The 14,972-nt window shown below is 64.3% G+C and carries 10 protein-coding genes; 3 read left to right on the forward strand and 7 right to left on the reverse strand.

Going from position 1 to position 14,972, the window contains the following annotated elements:
• The first annotated feature begins 392 nt into the window (after window positions 1-392).
• Complete coding sequence (locus AC5RWT_RS26675; protein WP_494082827.1) at window positions 393-869, forward strand: hypothetical protein; 477 nt, start codon at window positions 393-395, stop codon at window positions 867-869.
• Window positions 870-989: 120 nt separating this feature from the next.
• On the opposite strand, the gene rarD is transcribed toward AC5RWT_RS26675, so the two are convergent.
• The 6 genes from rarD to AC5RWT_RS26705 form a co-directional block, all read right to left on the reverse strand.
• Window positions 990-1,907 (reverse strand): EamA family transporter RarD, encoded by a 918-nt coding sequence (gene rarD / locus AC5RWT_RS26680; RefSeq protein ID WP_494082828.1) that lies wholly within the window; start codon window positions 1,905-1,907, stop codon window positions 990-992.
• Window positions 1,908-2,134: 227 nt separating this feature from the next.
• Window positions 2,135-5,086 (reverse strand): FAD-binding and (Fe-S)-binding domain-containing protein, encoded by a 2,952-nt coding sequence (locus AC5RWT_RS26685; RefSeq protein ID WP_494082836.1) that lies wholly within the window; start codon window positions 5,084-5,086, stop codon window positions 2,135-2,137.
• A gap of 62 nt (window positions 5,087-5,148) precedes the next feature.
• Complete coding sequence (locus AC5RWT_RS26690) at window positions 5,149-6,294, reverse strand: Glu/Leu/Phe/Val family dehydrogenase (protein WP_494082829.1); 1,146 nt, start codon at window positions 6,292-6,294, stop codon at window positions 5,149-5,151.
• A gap of 28 nt (window positions 6,295-6,322) precedes the next feature.
• The gene (hglS, locus tag AC5RWT_RS26695) at window positions 6,323-7,744 is read right to left on the reverse strand and encodes a 2-oxoadipate dioxygenase/decarboxylase (RefSeq protein ID WP_494082830.1); all 1,422 of its coding nucleotides are present in this window, start codon (window positions 7,742-7,744) and stop codon (window positions 6,323-6,325) included.
• A 150-nt stretch (window positions 7,745-7,894) separates the two neighbouring features.
• Window positions 7,895-9,667, reverse strand: a complete 1,773-nt coding sequence (locus tag AC5RWT_RS26700) for a hydantoinase B/oxoprolinase family protein (RefSeq protein WP_494082831.1) — start codon at window positions 9,665-9,667, stop codon at window positions 7,895-7,897.
• The gene (locus AC5RWT_RS26705) at window positions 9,664-11,760 is read right to left on the reverse strand and encodes a hydantoinase/oxoprolinase family protein (protein ID WP_494082832.1); all 2,097 of its coding nucleotides are present in this window, start codon (window positions 11,758-11,760) and stop codon (window positions 9,664-9,666) included. The genes AC5RWT_RS26700 and AC5RWT_RS26705 overlap by 4 nt, the downstream gene beginning before the upstream one ends.
• A gap of 187 nt (window positions 11,761-11,947) precedes the next feature.
• Here AC5RWT_RS26705 and AC5RWT_RS26710 point away from each other — a divergent pair, with 187 nt between their 5' ends.
• Window positions 11,948-12,622, forward strand: a complete 675-nt coding sequence (locus AC5RWT_RS26710) for a GntR family transcriptional regulator (protein WP_494082833.1) — start codon at window positions 11,948-11,950, stop codon at window positions 12,620-12,622.
• Between the two features lie 142 nt (window positions 12,623-12,764).
• A complete protein-coding gene (locus tag AC5RWT_RS26715) occupies window positions 12,765-14,090 on the forward strand; it encodes an MFS transporter (protein ID WP_494082834.1) in 1,326 nt (441 codons plus the stop codon).
• Window positions 14,091-14,210: 120 nt separating this feature from the next.
• On the opposite strand, the gene AC5RWT_RS26720 is transcribed toward AC5RWT_RS26715, so the two are convergent.
• Window positions 14,211-14,483, reverse strand: coding sequence for a hypothetical protein (locus AC5RWT_RS26720; RefSeq protein ID WP_494082835.1), 273 nt, complete (start codon window positions 14,481-14,483; stop codon window positions 14,211-14,213).
• Window positions 14,484-14,972 lie beyond the last annotated feature (489 nt).

The raw sequence follows: 14,972 nt of genomic DNA on the forward strand, positions 1-14,972 counted from the left end.
GCCACTAATTGGCCGGCCTGCCTGTTTTCCCTTGGGCAAAGGAAATCTGTGGTTCAGCTTGGCTGAAAGGTTGTTGTGCTGCCGCTACCTGGTACCTCGTTGTTCCTGGTCGCGCGGCTGGAGACTGGCTAGCTGGGTGGTTGCGGTGAATGGCGGTCCGTCGCTGGTGAGTGGATGCTGTGGTTCACACTCGGCGGACCGCCCGGCTTACGGCAGGTTCCGTACCCTGCGAATGGTAGGGCCGGGCGGCTGCTTTGGGGGATCAGCCGCCCGGCCCATTTCAAATCATTCGGTGTCGGCGGTGTGCTTGTCGAGGATGATTTTTTCGACGGCGCTGGCGGTGTAGCCCCATGCGGTGAGCTGGTTCAGGTAGTCGAAGTGTCGTCGAGCGGTTGTCCGTCGACGCCCGCACCTACGGCGTCCTTGCCGTCCTCGAACCCATCGCCTACCGCCATCTGAACAACTATGACGACGCGGTGGCGCTAGCCGAACGGGCGGGATGTGCCGTCGAGCTGGACATGCTGCATTTCGTGCGCACCGGGGCGCGGCTGGAGATAGTTGCGGACAACCCAGGGCTATTCCCGATCCTCCAACTGTGCGACGCGCCGCTGGCCCTCAAGGACCATGGTCCGGCCCTAGCGGGACTAACAGGGGCGACCGGGCGGCAGGAACGCATGGTGGCCGAATCCCAATTCCTTCGGCTACCACCCGGGGCCGGCGACGCGCCGATCCAAGCCATGCTGGAACTACTGCAGGACTCCGCACATGTCAGCGTGGAGGTTCCCAACCGGCCCTCGAATGGTTCTGACACTCCCATCTGCCTCAAGCAGGCCGCGTTATACCGCTCGAGACTGCCTCGACGCCGATAACGGCGCCTATGTCTGGAGTCTGTGTTGTCGTATTGGATGCGTAGGCTTCGCAGCCGTCGCTGCCTCAGCTGGGAATCACGGCCCGGCGATGGTCTGACTTCGTCCCGCTGACCCAGCGATTCATCGCACCAGCTGCCTGACCCTCCGGGTTTGTGCCTGTGACGCGTCAATCACTAAGACTGCAAGGGCCAGCCAAACGAGCCCAAATCCAAGCAACCGCGTCAGCGGCATCTCTTCCTGGAGCACTAGAACTCCAGCTACGAGTTGGAGTGCGGGGTTGAGGTACTGGAGGTTGCCGACCAAGGACAGCGGCAAACGAGCGGCAGCTATAGCGAAGAGCAGCAGTGGAAGCGCTGTCAGAGGTCCCGACAGCACCAGCCACAGCTCGGTGGGGCCGAGCCCTTCGACTGCAAACGACGCCCGATCAGTGGCATACAGCCATACCATGATCGCTCCGACAACAGGGATCAGGAATATCGACTCGATGGTCAGCCCCACCGTGGCCTTCACGCCACGGCCGACGCGGCTCTTTGCAAGGCTGTAAAGAGCAAAAGCAACTGCAATGATGCTCGAGATCCACGGAAAGCGGCCGTAGCCGACTGTCACGACGACGATGGCGACGACACCTATCACGGCGGAGACCCACTGGGCCGGGCGCAGCCTTTCTCCTTCTACGGCCACCGCCAGAACCATCGTGACCAGAGGACAAACGAAGTATCCCAGTGCGACGTCGACAGCGCGGCCGGTCAGGGCACCGTACCCGTAAAAGAACCACACCACCCCCATGAGAAGAGAGGCCAGCGCGAGTCCGTTGCGGGCTCGGGAGTTGCTGATCACCTCTTTGATTGAGGTCCACTGGCGGGCAGCGGTGATTACGCCCACCAACACCACCGATCCCCAGAGCACTCGATGCACCACAATCTCCAAGGGATGCACCCCGCTCAGGAGGACAAAGTACACAGGGAAGAAACCCCAGATGGCATAGGTAGTCAGGGCGGCCGCCAAACCGTACCGGCGGTCATTCTCTACCTCACGCATGGACTCTCCAATAAATTGAAAGCGGGGTTTCTGGGACTGGAAGGGCACCAGGTTCGGCTATCCGCATGGTGTCTCGAAAATTCGCGATGTCGCTTTTATAACTGCTCACACTTCACCGCTCCCCGAGCGAGAGGCACTCGAATGTGGCCAAAGCGGCATGCAACTGTCCCGAGGAGTTACGGAACGCTCGAATTGGTGACGGAATCTCGATCGGCGACTCGGCGTCGTTACTTCGGCTTTTGCACGTCCATGTGGACTTCCAAGGCGTCGGCGATGACTTCAACTAGGTGTCGGGAGTCGAGGCCGGCGAGGTCGAAGACTTGGGTGCGGCAGCTGAAGCCGTCGGCCATGATCGTCCGATCCGGGTTGGCTGCGGCCTTGCGCAGGATGCCGTCCCCGGCGATCTTCGCTGAGATCTCGTAGTGGCCTTTCTCCATGCCGAAATTTCCGGCGAGGCCGCAGCAGCCGTTTGAGACCTCGACGTCGCACCCCATGTCCTCGAGTAGGGCCAGGTCCTGCTGATAGCCCATGACCGAGTGTTGGTGGCAGTGCGGTTGGACCAGCAGCTGCTCCGTGGCCACCGGAGGCGTCCAGTCAATGGAGCGCAAAAACTCAGCCACGGTCTTCGTCGCCCGGGACACCTCAGAGGCCCGAGGGTCATCCGGCAGCAACTCGAGCAGGTCCGAGCGCAGCACGGCGGTGCAGGAGGGCTCCAACCCCACCACTGTCCGGCCCGCAACCACTTGCGGGTACAGGACGTCCAGCGTCTTCGTCAGCTTCGCTTTCGCGGCTGTGAGCTGGCCCGTGGTGATCAGGGTGAGTCCGCAGCACACGCCCGGCCCGGCGAGTTGGACATCGCACCCCGCGGCGCGGAGCACCTTGACCGCCGCGAGGGCCACGTCAGGGCCCATTGCGTCAGAGAAGGAGTCCACCCACAGCAGGACGGGGTGGCCTCTTGTCAGCTCCTCGGCAACACGGGCGGCAGCATCCCGTGCGGGTTTGTCCACTGCGGCACCTGCCCTCTTCCCGGGGGCCACGGCTACCGGTGCGGGCCCGAGCGCCCTGAAGGGTTTGGCCGGGAATACAGGTAGACCCCGGCGGGGGTCGGCGCCGGCGAGCCGCATCATCAGCCGGCGCAGCGGTGGGACCTTGGCAACCTTGTTGACCAGCGGCCCGAAGGGTCCCACCAGCCGCAGCCACTGCGGCAGGCGCCCGAAGGTGTAGTGCGCCAGCGGCCGGAGCTTGCCCTTGTAAGTTTGGTGCAGCGCCTCGGACTTGAACATGGCCATGTCGATGCCGGTGGGGCAGTCGTTGGCGCAGGCCTTGCAGCTCAGGCATAGGTCCAGGGCGTCGTGGACCTCCGGAGAGGACCAACCTAGGGTGACGATGCCGCCGTTGAGCATCTCCTGCAGAACACGTGCCCGACCGCGAGTGGAATGTTCCTCGTCCCGGGTGGCTTGGAAGGAGGGGCACATGAATGCGCCCTGCTCGGTCAGGTCGGCCCGGCACTTGCCGACGCCCACGCAGCGGTGCAGTGAATCAGTGACGTTGCCGGCGTCATGCGCGAATGCGAACCCGTCGCTGGCCAGCAGCTGCACTGCCTGCGGCCGGCGCAGCGAGGCGTCCATCGGTTCCGGGTCCACGACCACACCAGGGTTGAGAAGGTTGTGGGGGTCGAAGAGCGCTTTGAATCCGGCGAACGCGGCGATGGCCTGCGGTGAGTACATGGTGGGCAGCAGTTCGCCGCGGGCGCGTCCGTCTCCGTGTTCGCCGGAGAGCGAGCCGCCGTAGCGGGCCACCAGTTCCGCGGCGGCCTCAAGGAAAGCACGCATTGCGGCGCCGTCGTACTCCAGCGGGAAGTCGATGCGTAGGTGCACGCACCCGTCGCCGAAGTGGCCGTAGGCCAGGCCGGAGAGCCCGTGTCCGTCCATGAGGGCGGTAAGGTCCCGCAGGTAGTCGCCGAGGTGCTCGGGCGGGACGGCGGAGTCCTCCCAGCCCGGCCACGCCTGGGCACCGGTGGCAGTGAGTCCGGCAAGCCCGGCGCCGTCGGCGCGGATCTGCCAAAGCCGGGTAGCTTCCGGACCAGAAGGCAGCACGACGGCGTCCAGCGCGCCGGCGTCCACCACCATTGCTTGCGCGGCGGCGACGGCCTCGGCGTCGGTGGCGCCACCGACCTCGACCATGAGCCATCCCTCCCCGACAGGCAGTGTAGGCATGGACCCGCCGGCCGGGGAGCGGCGCACCGCTTCAACGAGCGCGGAGTCCAGACCCTCGAGGGCCAGCGGATTGTGCGGTAGCAGGGCGGGCACAGCATCGGCGGCGGTGGCCATGTCCGGGTAACCGAGCACGGCGAGGGCAGGCGCGGCGGACCGCGGGACCAGATCCAGCTCGGCCTCGAGGATGATCCCGCAGGTGCCCTCTGTCCCGGCCAGGGCGGCGGCGAGGTTGCGCCCATTCTCCGGCAGCAGGTGCTCCAGGCTGTAGCCGGAGATTTGCCGCCCGAACCGGCCGAACTCGGTCCGGATGGTCTCCAGGTTGGCGAGCACAAACTCCTCCAGCCCTGGGACGGCGTTGACTGCGCCGCGGCCGGCGCCGATTTCCAGCACCTGGCCTGTCCCGGTGAGCCAGCGCAGCCGGCGTACGTTGTCCGCCGTCCGACCGTAGGCGAGGCCGTGGGGTCCGCACGCGTTGTTGCCGATCATGCCGCCGACCGTGCAGCGGGTAGCGGTGGACGGGTCCGGCCCGAAGCGCAGCCCGTGCGCGGCCGCGGCTGCCTGCAGGTCAGACAAGACGACGCCGGGTTGGACAACGGCGGTGCGCGCCTCGCGGTCGATCGAGATGATCCGGTTCAGGTGCCGGCTGAGGTCCAGCACCAGGCCAGGACCGACGGCATTCCCGGCGCAGGAGGTGCCTCCCCCGCGTACCGTGACTGGCAGCCCGTGCCGCGCGGCGATCCGCACCGCGGAGACCACGTCCGCCTCGGTGCGCGGCATGGCAACGACGCGGGGCGGGACTCGGTAGTTCGACGCATCCGTGGTGTACTGGGCCAGCCGCACGGGGCTGGCATCGACCTCGCCCTCGAGCGCCTGTCCCAGCTCGCGCACGATCCCCTCAATGTCCGGCTGTCCGGCACCCGGCAACAAAGCAGTGCTCTCGCCCGACCCCGTCCGGCTGCCCATGGCCTTGACCTCTACGTCGCTAATCACTTTTCGGCTCCTTCTGAAAGGCTAAGTGGTCAGGATCAAGCGTTTACGGGCAGCGGCTTGCCGCGCAGCTCCATGGCGCGCTTCACCCGCTCCTGCGCCAGGCCGCGCGCGGCCTCGTGGCTGGTGCCGCCCCGACGTTCGGTTTCTTCCAGCACCTGCACAGCGTTGGCGCGCAGCTTGCTCGAGACAGTCTCGAAGATCTGCCCGGTTTCCGGGCGGAAGGCCGAGTGGCGGGCGTCCATCGCGAACGCGGCAGACACCACGCCCCCAGCGTTGGCTACGAAGTCCGGGATCACAGTGACCCCGGCGTCGCGCAGCACGGCCTGTGCCTCGGGACTGGTGGGCAAGTTCGCACCCTCGACCAGCAGCCGGCCCCTGATGTCGGCGACGTTGGCAGCGTCGATGACGTCTTGCAGTGCTGCGGGTACCACGATGTCCGCGTCGACGAACAACTCGGTTCCGGCCTCGATCTTCAGCTCCGGCAGGGCGCTGACGAAGGCGTCGCCGTGGTCGCGGCGCAATTCCAGCAGCGCGGGGATGTCCAGGCCGTCCGGGTCGTGCAGTGCCCCGGCCGCGGTGGACACTGAGACGACCTGGTAGCCGAGGGTATGCAGCCGCTCCGCCGCGGCATGGCCGACGGCACCGAAACCTTGCAGGGCCACGCGTCGTCCGGCGAGTCCGGTCGCCGTGGCGGCTTGGTCGACGACCTCGGCCACCCCGTACCCGGTGATGCCGAGCTGGTCGTAGGGGATCCCGCCGAGATCATATGGTGTGCCGACGGCCGCACCGCGGGTGCCGAGCTCGTCGTTAATGATCGCGGCGTCGTTCTCGTTCAGGCCCATGTCCAGGCCGAAAACGTACTCCTCCGGGACCTCGTTGCGGAGCCGGCGGACGAAGGCACGCAGGATCTCCTCCTTGTACGGAGAGGCGGGGTCGGCCTGGATGCCAGCCTTGGCGCCGCCGTAGAAGAGGTCCACGCCGGCCCACTTCCACGTCATTACACGGGCCAGCCGGGCGATCTCGTCCACGGACACGTTGGGCTGCATGCGGGTGCCGCCCTTCCCGATGCCGCGGGCGGTGTTGTCGATTACCAGTACACCCTTCATGCCCGTCTTCGGGTCGCTGACCGCCACGATCTTTTCCGGTCCCCACTCGTCCATTAGGTCGAACACGTTGGCCATGCTGGTTTCTCCTTCTATCTGCAGATATCTAGCGGCTGTGGATCGTCGCTGCTGACGCAGGGACGATCTCGATCCGGAGGGTTTTGGCGAGCTCCGCGACGGAGGCGTCCTGCTGTGCCTGATAGAGCCTGTTGGGGTCGAGCACCTCGCCGCCGACGATCCGGCTCATCCGGTCGATGTCGTACACGGCGGCCTGTTCGGCGTCGTTCTTCGAGCCCTCGTCGGTGAGGTTGGACTGGAAGATCCCGGCCGCGGAGCGCGGCAGGAAGTCCTCGTAGACGATCGGCTGCGGCACCGCGGCACCGGAGGCGATGAGCTCCGCAAGGGTGGTCTGGCCGGCAGTGTTGTCGCCCAAGGCCTCAGGGCGCGGGGCGAAGGTAAAGTAGGCCAGGCCTTGGGCTGCCAGTTCGGCCTCGCTGCGCGGCAGGTTCTCCTCCCAGACGCGACGGGCGGCGTCCTGCCGCACCAGATCTGGGCACGCGGCGAGCCGGGAGTCGACCTCGGCTACCATGCGGTCGTAGACTTCGCGGCCTGCGGGGGTGAGGGCGATCCCGCGCGCCTCGACCTCGCCAAAGCGCACCCGCAGCTCTCCGGGCTGCACGGAGCCGTCGGCGTGGCGGAACAACCGCTTCTCTCCGAGGGCCTTGAAGGAGGTCTGCCGCAGGAGCACGTCGGGGCCGTCCCAGCGCGGCGGGCCCTGGATCTCGTCGATCATCGTGATGCCCCGGGCCTCCATGCCGGCGTAGAGCGCGTCGATGTCCAGCACCCGCGGGGTGAGGTGGTTGATGTGCGTGGATGCGACGCCGCCGATGTCCGAGGCGACCGCGGAGATTGCCTCAAGCCGGCGGTACCATTCGTGGTCCACCGGTTCGGCGGATAGCTCGAACGCTCCGGTGGCGAGCTGCAGCAGCTGCTGCGCTTCGGCATCCGGCAGTCCGCGATCTGCAGCGGCACGGTCGGCGAGTTCCAGAAGCTCGGGGCCGAAGAGTTCGCGGTGCGCAAAAAAGTCGGCGAGTTCGAGCTGGAGGGCCTCGTCGAAGAAGCGCGGGTCCTCGACGGCAAGCATCGAGGTAAACACCCGGAACGGATTCTTCGCCAGCTCGTCGGCGTCGATGGGGCGGAAGGCCGTGGACACCACCGGCACCGCGGAGGACGCGGCGTCGCGCAGGTCGTAGAAGCCCACCGGGTGCATGCCGAAGGCTGCGAAGACCCGGGCCACCTGCGACATTTCGCGCTCGGAGCCGACGCGGATGGCCCCGTGCCGCTCGGCGGTGACCCGCCCGATGCTGCCCAACCGCTCGGCATCGGCCCCGTGCCGGCGCAGGTGTTCCTGGTTCACCTCGGTGGAGACCTCCACCAGGGTGTTGTAGGCCGGCACTTCGGTGCCGTACATCGTCGAGAGGCTTTGGGCGAACGCGGCTCGCAGTTCCCACAGGCTCTTGAAACTCAATGGACTATTCCTTTCGGAGATGGTGAGTAGTTGCATGCCAGGCACATTCCTGTGCAGCGTGGATATCAGCGTCTACAGTCTGGCTGGAGTGGATCCGGAGGCCGATGGGCCAACACCTGCCCGCTGGCGAGGACCTCCGGCGAAGTTCCACTACTCACGTTCTGCTCTGAGGGCCCGGGTGGCTTCCATATCGATCCGGAAGGACTCCGGGAGCCGCACCGTGGCCTCAGGACGGCCCAGGTATTCGATGGCGACGCCATACATTCCCCGTGCTGCTTCCATGGACACGTAGCCATTGACCACATCGTTGAAAACATCCTCGATGTCCCGCTCGAAGGGGTCCTGGTAGCCCCCGCCACCGGGGAATTGGAACCTCACCTGCGTATCGGGACCGAGTCTGAGCAGTGACTTACGTGGCAGGTCTTCGCCTGTTTCGACGTCGGTGAAGCTCCCGGCGCTGCCGGGCACACCGCCAAGGGCTCCAGCAGCGGGGTGATCCACACGGTCGATGTTGGCATTGACTGTCCAGGCCTGCTCGCCCCGCCTGCGGACCTGTAGCTGTTGCCCCAGTCCGCCGCGGAACTTTCCGGGCCCACCGGAATCAGGCAGCAGTTCACGCTGGGTTTGAACTAGTGGGGTCAGGGTCTCAAGCACCTCAGTTGGGGCCGCGCGGACACCAGTGGGGAACCCTGTGGTGGTGAGGCCGTCCTTCGTGGGGCGGCCACCGCTGCCACCTGCACCGAATACCGTGAGGGTGAAGGATTCGTCATTTGCTTCTCCCCTCCCCCGCCATACAGACATCCATAGCGCGTCCGCGCTGGCGGCAGGCAGTCCTTCGGGCAACGCAGGCCGCAGTGCTTCGAACACCAGGCTTGGAAGGAAGTGCCCCACCAGGTGCCTGGAAGCAACTGGCGCCGGATCGAGGCAGTTCAGAACCGAACCTTCCGGAGCGGTGATGTGCACCGGCCGGAAGGATCCGGCGTTGTGCGGGACTTCAGGTGCAAGAGCAGCCTTGATGGCGAAGGAAGTGTAGGCGCGCGTGTAGTTGAGGACCACGTTGACGCCGAACGGGGATTGGGGCGAGGACCCCGCGTAGTCGATCGTGATGCCGTTTCCCCGGACGCTAACAGCGACCTGCAAGGTCAGGGGCTGGCCGCCAAAGCCGTCGCACTCCATTGATGCGGTGTACGTTCCGTCGTTCAATTGTTCGATGGCGTTGCGGAGGGCGACCTCCGACCGGTCCATAATCTCTGCTGCCACGTCATCGATGCTGCTGAGTTGGAACTCGTCCATCAGTCGTAGCAGACTGCGTGCCCCGACTTGGTTGGCGGCTACTTGGGCGTAAATATCGCCCAAGGTCTCGTCAGGCGTCCGGACGTTGACTCGGATGATCTCCTCCAAGACCTCATTCGGTCCCTCGGAAGTGCGCAGCTTCAAGATGGGTATGCGCAGGCCCTCCTCATACACCTCAGTGGCCGCCGCCGAGAGGATGCGGCCACCAATGTCGGGCGAGTGGCAGCAACTGGCAAACCACGCAACCAGCATGTTGTCCCGAAACACCGGGGTGGCCACCGTGATGTCGTTGATCTGGCCTGCAGTCATCCACGGGTCGTTGGTGATCAAAACATCGCCTTCGACCATGGACTCGGCCGGGTAGCGGGAGGCGATATGGTGCATGCCTGTAGCAAGGGCGTTGATGTGGCCGGGCGTGCCGCCGGACGACTGCCCGATCATGGATCCGCGGGAGTCGAAGACCGCGCACGCCAAGTCGTATGATTCGCGGACCACGGGGCTGAATGCAGTGTTCACCAACGCTGCTTGCTGTTCGTCCAGCATCGAATGGAGACGGTTCGAAACCAGGCCCACCAAGACGGGATCTGCCCCCTCACGGACGGCCACGGACGGATGTTGTTGCTGCATCATGATGCGCTCCCCTGATTGAAGTCGATGAAAATGCTGCGGTCCTCCGCGACCGTGCAACGGCTGGCGGGGGGAACGACGAGAGTTGATTCTCTTTCTTCGATGAGTGCTGGCCCCACCAATGAGAGGCCGGGGGCAAGACGATGGCGGTCATAAACCGGGGTCTGCACGTATCCGCTTTCCTGAGGGAAGTAGGCCATCCGGTGGCCCTTGAGCGCCTCCCCCGCATCCGGGGCATCCCGGAAACGGAGTTTGGCGTCGGGCTCGGGACCGCTTGAACGGACTCGCCAGGTTAGGATTTCGACACCGACGCCCTGCGGCGCCACGTCACCGAACTTGCGTTTGTATTCGAGCGCGAAGGAAGCCAGAGCTTCCTGCTTCCAGGACGAGCTTGGCGCCGGCACAGGGACTTCGATTTCATTGCCCTGGCCTATAAAGCGCATTTCGACGCTGCGTTCGTGGCAGATATCGGCATCCGACACCCCGGATTCCTTCAGCAACTGCTCCCCTTCGGCCTCCAGTTTTTCGAACAGCGCGCAGATGCTGTCGTCCGCCATATCCGCCACCGCAGCATGCGAGGAGCGCACGACATCGATCGATGTTGCGGCGGAGAGGAATCCGAGAGTGCTCAAGACCCCCGCAGCAGGCGGCGCCAGGAGTTGCGGTGAGCCGAGAGCCTGAGCGACTCCAGGGCCGTGCAGGGGCCCGTTCCCCCCCGACACGAAGAGGGGTAGACGAGCCGGGTCTTCGCCACGCTCCATGGCGTGGACCCGTGCTGCGTTGGCCATGTTCTCGTTGACGGTGGCATGGATGCCCCACGCCGCTTCGGCGATGTCGATTCCCAGGGGGCGGGCAATCTGGGCTCCGATCGCGTCTGCTGCGGCATCGGCATCGAGCCGCATGGAACCACCAAGGAACGAATTGGGATCGAGGTACCCAAGCACCACGTCGGCATCCGTGACTGTGCACTGCTTTCCTCCGCGCCCGTAGCTAACGGGTCCGGGTTCTGACCCCGCTGAGTCGGGGCCGATGGTAATGAGGCCAAGGGAATCGATTCGGGCGACGGACCCGCCACCGGCCCCGATCTCAATCATGTCGATGACGGGAGCACGGACGGGCAGACCGGAACCGGCCCGCAGCCTGTACACCCGGTTCACCTCGAATGTGTGCGTCACGAGCGGGCGGTTCTTCTCAACAATGCACAACTTTGCAGTCGTCCCGCCCATATCAAAGGCCATTAGGTTCGGCAGTCCAGCTGTCCTGCCGAAAGAAACGGCACCCAGCGCACCGCCGGCCGGACCGGACTCGAGCATGCGGATCGGGTAACTCCGCGCTACGTCGATCGCTGTTACCCCACCATTCGAGAGCATGATCAACGGATCGTTCTGCACCCCGATGCCCTTCATTCTTTGGCGCAAGTCCTCCAGATAGTCCTCCACCACACCTTGGACGTACACATTCGCCAGCGTGGTGCTGAAGCGCTCGTACTCACGTATTTCGGGGTTGATCTCGCTGGAGAGCGCAACCCGCAACTCCGGGGCTACAGCCCTGATGGCGTCCCTGGCCATGACCTCATGTTGGTCATTGATGTGACTGTGCAGGAAACACACAGCGACGGCTTCGACCCCGGCTCCCACCAGCTCGAGAGCAACGTCTTGCACCTGCTGCACATCGAGGGGTGTGTCCACAGAGCCATCGCCCAGCATCCTCTCGCGGATCCCGATCCGCAGGTGACGCGGGACCAGAGGCTGCGGGAGCTCCAGGTTCAGGTCGTAGAGCTCGTAGCGATGCTCCCTTCCCATCTCGATGACATCCCGAAACCCGTCCGTGGTGATCAGCGCAGTCTTTGCCCCGCGGCGTTCGATCAGGGCATTGGTCACCAACGTGGTGCCGTGGACAACGCCCTGGACGTCCGAACTCTTCAATCCGTGGGCCTCCAAGGTGTCCGCCAAGACGCTGGCGACCGCGGCTGCAGGCGCTCCATGCGTCGTCAGCGTCTTGCCCACACCGACGATTCCATCCGAATCCAAAATGGACAGGTCCGTAAACGTCCCGCCGATGTCGATGCCGACGCGCAGGTTGCCGGATGTAGCCATGGATGACCTCCAATTCACGATGAAACATGGCCTTGTGACTCCGGCCACTTGATATGGCGATCATACAGATCGTCGGACGATTTTCAACTATTTCGTCCGACGATTCAGTGGAGCGGTTACGACCTTCAGCAAGGGCAGTGATCCTCTAAGTAGAGTGAGATCAAAGATGAGCAGAGCGAGGACTCCAATGACGGCACCAGCAGAAGCCCCTACCGACCCCGAGGCTACGACCAGCGCTGCCAGCCGCGTCGCCGTGGTCATACGCACCCAGATTATCGAAGGGTCGTTGCTGCCTGGGGAACGCCTCCCCGAGGAACGCGTTCGAGCAGAGCTCGGAGTCTCCAGAAGCACTCTGCGCGAAGGGTTCCAGCTGCTCATTCGGGAACGCCTTATGGTCCACCGCCTCAGCCGCGGCTTCTTCGTGCGGGAACTTTCCCGCGCCGACATCTCAGACCTCTACGCCGTCCGCAAGGTCTTGGAATGCGGAGCGCTGCGCCAAGTAACCCTCCTCCCGCCCCAGACGCTGCGGAAATTGACGCAGGCCGTCATGAATGGACAGCAAGCCGCGGAACAAGCGGACTGGCATATGGTGGCGGCTGCCAGCATTGGCTTCCATGAGGCGCTGGTCGCCCTAGCCGGCAGCCCACGGCTGACAGCCCTTGCAAGCCAGGTTCTAGCCGAATTCCGCCTGTCCTACGCGTATATGAGCGACCCCTCGTCCTTCCACACGCCCTTTCTGGAACGCAACGTCGAGATCGCGGAACTGGTGCGATCGGGAGACCTCGAAGGCGCAGCCGCGGCGCTGGACTCCTATCTCCGTGACTCGGAGGAGGCCCTCCTAGCCCGCTACCCCGCATCCTAAAGTCGGACGATTTAGCCCCTTGTGTCGTAAATTCATTTGAAATTTATTTGAGATGGCCTTGTGATCATCGGACGATTCTTCTAGGGTTCTGTGATTAGCGCCACGGGGAGGTCCCGCTGGCAAGGAACCGTCTGGAGATCCCGTGAGCTCTACATCCGTTTATGCCGACACAGCTCCACCGTCGCCCGCCCTGGTCCGCCGCGCCACACTGGGAGCCACCGTCGGAAGCATCGTTGAGTGGTTCGATGTCGCCGTCTACGGATACCTAGCCGTCGTTATCGGCCAGGTATTCTTCGCGTCCAGCGATCCCACGACAGCGCTGCTCAGCTCTTTCGCCGTTTTCGCAGCCGCCTTCATCGTCCGCCCTCTCGGAGGGATCTTCTTCGGCTACCTCGGTGACCGCGTCGGGCGCCAAAAAACCTTGGCCGCCGTCATCCTGCTCGTTTCCGCGGCAACGTTCGGCATTGGCGTCCTGCCCGGACAAGCAACCATCGGTGTCCTGGCACCCGTGCTGCTCGTAACCCTGCGCCTACTCCAAGGCTTTTCGGCCGGCGGCGAGATGGGCGGCGCTTCCGCCTTCGTCGCTGAGTATGCTCCCCCCGCACGCCGCGGCTTCCTGGTAAGCCTCGTGGAAATGGGCTGCATCCTCGGGTTTCTCCTGGGATCGCTCACGGTCTTAGGCCTCAATCTCATGCTCAGCCAAGACCAAGTACTGGCCTGGGGCTGGCGCATCCCGTTCCTCCTAGCCGCTCCATTGGGAATCGTCGGCCTGTTCATCCGTTCGAAGCTCGAAGAGACCCCCGAATTCGCCGCTTTGCGAGCCGCTGGGGGAGTATCCAAGAACCCGTTGAAGGAGACCGTCACCAAGCACTGGAGGGCCGTTCTCATTGTCGGAGCCTTCGCTCTTTTCCAGAACGCAACCCTGTACGTGGTTCTCACCTTCGTTCCCAGCCACCTCACTGCAACTCTCGGTCATACCTCGCTCCTGGCCTCGACATCCTCCGTCATTACCATGGCTGTTGTCTGCCTAACTATTCCCCTCATGGGCGCCCTCTCGGACAGGATCGGCCGCAAGCGAATCCTCGCGACTTCATGTATCTCGGCCATGATTTTTTCCTATCCGCTGTTCTTGCTGATGGAGCAAGGAGACGCTGTGCTCGCCGTCGTGGCACACTTCTGCCTCGGCGTCATCCTGGGCATATTCCTAGGGCCGATTCTGGCAACGATGAACGAACTATTCACGACAGCTGTCCGTTACGGCGGGTTCTCCCTTGGCTACAACCTGTCCGTTTCGATGTTCGGTGGCACCGCACCTTTCCTCGTCACTCTATTGGTCGCCCAGACAGGCATCACCGCCGCACCGGGGCTCTACATAGTGGCAGCCGCACTCATAACCTTCGTCGTCCTCATCAAAACCAAGGAGACCGCCCCAAGCCTGAAGGGTGCCAGTACAACCGGAACCTCATAGCGACAGCCTAAACACTCACAGGCAGCCGAATAAGAACCAAAAGTGCCTGGCGCTCCCATCCCCGACGGCGGCGCCAGGCTTTGGCTGTGTCGTAGAGCCGATAACAGCGCATACGTCGGGTCACCAGTAATCTTGCGCTTTGATGCCCTCGGGCGTGATCACGGTAAGGTCATCGGCGGCTTGTAAGCGTTCTTTGTGTGGGCATTTAGGCATGGTCCACGATTCGCCTTCTGGACCGTAGACTGTTGCAGTCCTCTCCAAGATGGCGGCCGAAATTTCCTTCCACTGTGCAAGCTGGGCGGCTGTGAGGGGCTCGAAGATCAGTCGGTTAACTTCCTCGGCATGTGCGGGGGCTGCGTTTTGGACCGATGTGCGACCCTGATCGGTCAGCACGACCTCCCGCGACGTTGCACCCGTTTCTTCGGGTTTGCGCCGGACCAGGCCCCGGCGGCACATCCTGGTCAACCGGTGGTGCAGGTGGCTTCTTCCCAGCCGAGGTCATTGGCGAGGTCAGAGAATCGCCTCCGTCCATCAGGTGCTGCGGCCAGGGCGGCCAGCACGTCGTAATCGGGTACTGACAATCCGCTGGTTGCCTGCAGGCGCTGCTCAAGGCGGCGCCTGAGTGCTTGCTGCCACAAGTCAAAGGAACGCCAGGCCATCCGCTCGCGCGCCCCGGCAACACGTGATCATCCATGCCCTAGTCCTGTCTTCTGGCGGCCGTTTTCACCCCTGCACAGGTGTGGGCCTGGCCTCACTGGTACCCGATCCCGGTGCAACCCCCTCCCCCGGTGCCGTATCTGGGGCGGGCGGACTCAGATGGCCGCCCGCACTCAGAAGGGCCGTTGGAGACCTCCCGCACTAAGGTCACGGGCGGCTGAGCCC

The organism is Arthrobacter sp. Dra40 (assembly GCF_059091905.1).

Coding starts and splice junctions, on each gene's coding strand:
- rarD (WP_494082828.1), bottom strand. CDS start 1,907: ATGCGTGAGGTAGAGAATGACCGCCGGTACGGTTTGGCGGCCGCCCTG.
- AC5RWT_RS26685 (WP_494082836.1), bottom strand. CDS start 5,086: ATGGGCAGCCGGACGGGGTCGGGCGAGAGCACTGCTTTGTTGCCGGGT.
- AC5RWT_RS26690 (WP_494082829.1), bottom strand. CDS start 6,294: ATGGCCAACGTGTTCGACCTAATGGACGAGTGGGGACCGGAAAAGATC.
- AC5RWT_RS26700 (WP_494082831.1), bottom strand. CDS start 9,667: ATGATGCAGCAACAACATCCGTCCGTGGCCGTCCGTGAGGGGGCAGAT.
- AC5RWT_RS26705 (WP_494082832.1), bottom strand. CDS start 11,760: ATGGCTACATCCGGCAACCTGCGCGTCGGCATCGACATCGGCGGGACG.
- AC5RWT_RS26710 (WP_494082833.1), top strand. CDS start 11,948: ATGACGGCACCAGCAGAAGCCCCTACCGACCCCGAGGCTACGACCAGC.